Annotated in this window: 2 protein-coding genes; both read left to right on the forward strand. The window is 68.0% G+C overall.

The window, feature by feature from the left end; translation table 11 throughout:
- A partial coding sequence (locus AB3X43_RS04150; RefSeq protein ID WP_473965058.1) for a hypothetical protein occupies positions 1–984 on the forward strand: 984 nt, incomplete at its 5' end.
- Positions 981–3,634, forward strand: a 2,654-nt coding sequence (locus tag AB3X43_RS04155) for a DEAD/DEAH box helicase (protein WP_369428612.1), incomplete at its 3' end; no start/stop codon positions are given. The genes AB3X43_RS04150 and AB3X43_RS04155, both read left to right, overlap by 4 nt.

Consider the following 3,634-nt stretch of genomic DNA (forward strand, 5'->3'; position numbering starts at 1 on the left):
ACCGCCGCCGTCGCCGAAAAGCTCGGCCGCCGCTGGATCACGACCGACCTCGGCAAACCCGCCTGCATGATCATGCGCAAGCGGCTGATCGACCAGAGCGCCCGGCCCTTCCTGTACCAGGCGATCGGCGACTACCAGGTCGAGGCCGCCAAGGTGAGCTTGGGCCGCGAGTTCCGCATCGGCGACCTGTCGCAGATCGTTCTGTCGCTCTACGGCGCCCAGTCGCTGCCCGCCGAATTCAACCCGCAGCGCAACCTCGGCCAGATCGCCGGCCTCGACCTCGGCCCCCGCAAAAGCAGCAAGACGCTGGTATTGGCCGACTCCCCCAACAAACTCACCGGCATCACCACGCTGAAAAAAGCCATCGCCCAGCGCGACAACCTGCTCGGCGGCTGGGACCGCGTGGTCGTGCTCGGCTGGAATTTCGAGTCGTCGATCGGCCAGGACATCACCGCGCTCAACGACAACCGCCTCGAAGTGCTGGTGATTCCGCCCGACCTGCTCGACCGCCTGAAGAAAAAGGGCGGCATCGACAAACTGCGCGGCCAGGTCCGTTTCTCGTCGCTGCAATACCTGACGATCCACCCGGTCGAGCGCACCAGCAGCGCCGCCAGCGACGCCGCAGACACCCGCCCCGACGAGCACCTGACCGTCAAGCTCAGAAACTACGTGCTGCTGTCGCCCGAGGCGATCAACCTCGACGACGCGAACCGCCAGAAACTCCAGGCCGTGATGAACCAGGAGCCGCTCGCGCTGATCGAATACTGGGCCGTCGATCCCGATTACGACGGCCGCGTCTTCCGCTCGGTCTGGCAGGACTACCGCGGCAACACCGCCAACGACGACGACGCGCTGCGCGTCGTCACCCATGCCCGGCTGACCGTGCCGCACAAGACCGGCCCGCGGCGCGTGTGCGTGCGGGCGGTGGATGTGTTCGGCTTCGAGGCCGAGGTGGTCACCACGGTGGCGGAGGCCGTGCGATGAGCGCCGCCCAGCCGAACCCCGCCACGAACCCGAACCCGCTCGCGCTGTCCATCGCGCTGACCGAACACACCCGCGCCCTCTGCCAAGGTCTCGAAGACGGCTCCGCCGAGATCCTGAACCGGGTCACGCCGCACACCGCCGACCTGCTGCACTGGTGGTTCAGCGACGAGGTGTGCGCCGTGCGCGGATCGCTGAACTTCCACGCCGGGCAGAAGCAGGCGATCCTGAACACCATCGTCGCGCACGAGGTGCTGGCATCCGGCTCGCTGCTCGACCTGTACGCCCAGGTCGCCCCCCACGCGCTGACGCCGCCGCGCCGCCAGGAGATCGCGCAGCCCAAGCACGACCACCCGAAATACTGTCTCAAGATGGCGACCGGCACCGGCAAGACCTGGGTCATGCAGGCGCTGATGGTCTGGCAGTTGCTCAACCGCACGGCCGCGCAGGCCGAGGGCGTGGACGACCCGCGCTTCACGCGCCGCTTCCTGGTCGTCGCGCCGGGCCTGATCGTCTACGAGCGGCTGCTGGATGCGTTCTGCGGCCGGCTGGCGGGCAGCGGGCGCGATTTCGACAGCGCGGACATCGCCCGCAACGCCGGGCTGTTCATCCCAGAGACGTACCGCGACAGCGTGCTCGCCTTCGTGCGCGGCAACGTCTGCGCCAAGGGCGAGATCGGCCTGAAGGCGACCGGGAACGGGATGATCGCCATCACGAACTGGCACCTGCTCAACGGCGTGGACGACGAGGTGGACGAAACCGCCGACACCAGCGACACCCCGCCCCCGCTGGAAGCCCACCGCGTGATCGACGCCGTGCTGCCGCTGACCCCGGGCCGCGCCGCCGGCAACAGCCTCGACATGCTCGACCGCCGCTACGCCCGCGGCGACGTGCTGGAGTACCTCAGCGCCTTGCCCGACCTGATGGTCTTCAACGACGAGGCGCACCACATCCACGAACTCAAGCGCGAGGGCGAGGCCACCGAAGTCGAATGGCAGAAGAGCCTGTCGCGCATCGCCGAGCCGAAGGGCCGACGCTTCGTGCAGATCGACTTCTCGGCCACCCCGTACAACGACGTGGGCACGCCGAAGAACAAGCGCAAGGTCTACTTCCCGCACATCGTCACCGACTTCGACCTGAAGGACGCCATGCGCGCCGGGCTGGTGAAGTCGCTGGTGCTGGACCGGCGCAAGGAGGTCGGCGCGCTGCCGCTCGACTTCAGCGTGGAGCGCGACGACAAGGGCCGTGCCGTCGAACTCAGCGCGGGCCAGCGCGTCATGCTGCGCGCCGGCCTGATGAAGCTGCGCAAGCTGGAAACCGACTTCGCCCGGATCGACCCGACACGCCACCCGAAGATGCTGGTCGTCTGCGAGGACACCACCGTGACGCCGCTGGTCGCCCGGTTCCTGACCGAGGAAGAAGGGCTGGCCGACGAGGCCGTGATGTCGATCGACTCGGGCAAGAAGGCCGAGCTGGGCGAGAAGGACTGGGCCGCCGTGCGCGAACGGCTGTTCAGCGTCGATCAGCACGCGACACCCCGCGTGATCGTCAGCGTGCTGATGCTGCGCGAAGGCTTCGACGTGAACAACATCTGCGTCATCGTGCCGCTGCGCTCGTCGCAGGCGCAGATCCTGCTGGAGCAGACGATCGGGCGCGGCCTGCGGCTGATGTGGCGTGACGGCGAGTACGACAGCCTCAAGGCCGAGAACCGCCAGCGCATCGACAACGGCCAGGAGCCGGGCAGCCTGCTCGATGTCCTGACCATCGTCGAGCACCCGGCGTTCAACACGTTCTACCAGGCGCTGATGGACGAGCAGCTGGTCGGCAGCACCACCGAACAAGGCGACCGGGACTCCAGCACCGGCGACCTGATCGCCGCCAGGCTGCGCGAGGGCCACGAGGCGTTCGACTTCGCCATCCCCTTCATCCTGCAGGAAGCCGACGAGGTGATCGAGCACACCGCGCCCGACGTGTCCGCCCTGCCCGCGTTCACGTCCATGTCGCTGGAACAGCTCACGAACCTGCTCGGCAAGGGCGACCAGTTCATCTCGCAGGACTTGCAGAGCAGCACCCTGTTCGGCGACTACCGCGTCGATGGCGCGGTGATGACGGTGACGGGCTACAACGACTACCTGTCGCGGCTGACGCGGCGCATCGGCCAGTCCCTGGGCCAGCCGCTGCCCAGGGGCAACAAGATCGCCCACCACCTCGATCTGCCGTATCTGCAGGTCCACACCGCCGAGCTGACGGGCTGGCTGGACGACTACATCTGGAGCCAGCTGTTCGGCACGGCCTTCAATCCGCACGAGGGTGAACGCTGGCGCGTGCTGCTGCTGAAGCCGGTGGTCGATCACCTCACGCGCATCTTCGGCCACGCGCTGCGCGAGGCGGGGCAGTCACGCCCGGTCGGCGCAACCGAGGTGCGCCACCGCCGGCTGTCGGAGGTGCGTCAACTGCTGGTGCGCGAGAGCAGCTCGGTCGAGGTCGGCAAGTGCATCTACCCGCGCCTGCCCTACCCGGCGCGCAACGGCGGGCTGGAAAAGCGGTTCATCCACTGGGCGCAGGCCGACAGCCACGTCGAGGCGTTCTGCAAGATCAGCGAGACGCGCCACGACTTCCTGCGGCTGCGCTACGTGAAGGAGGACGGGCTGCC

This window comes from Sphaerotilus sp. (assembly GCF_041083715.1).
In the GTDB taxonomy this organism is placed as follows: domain Bacteria; phylum Pseudomonadota; class Gammaproteobacteria; order Burkholderiales; family Burkholderiaceae_C; genus Sphaerotilus.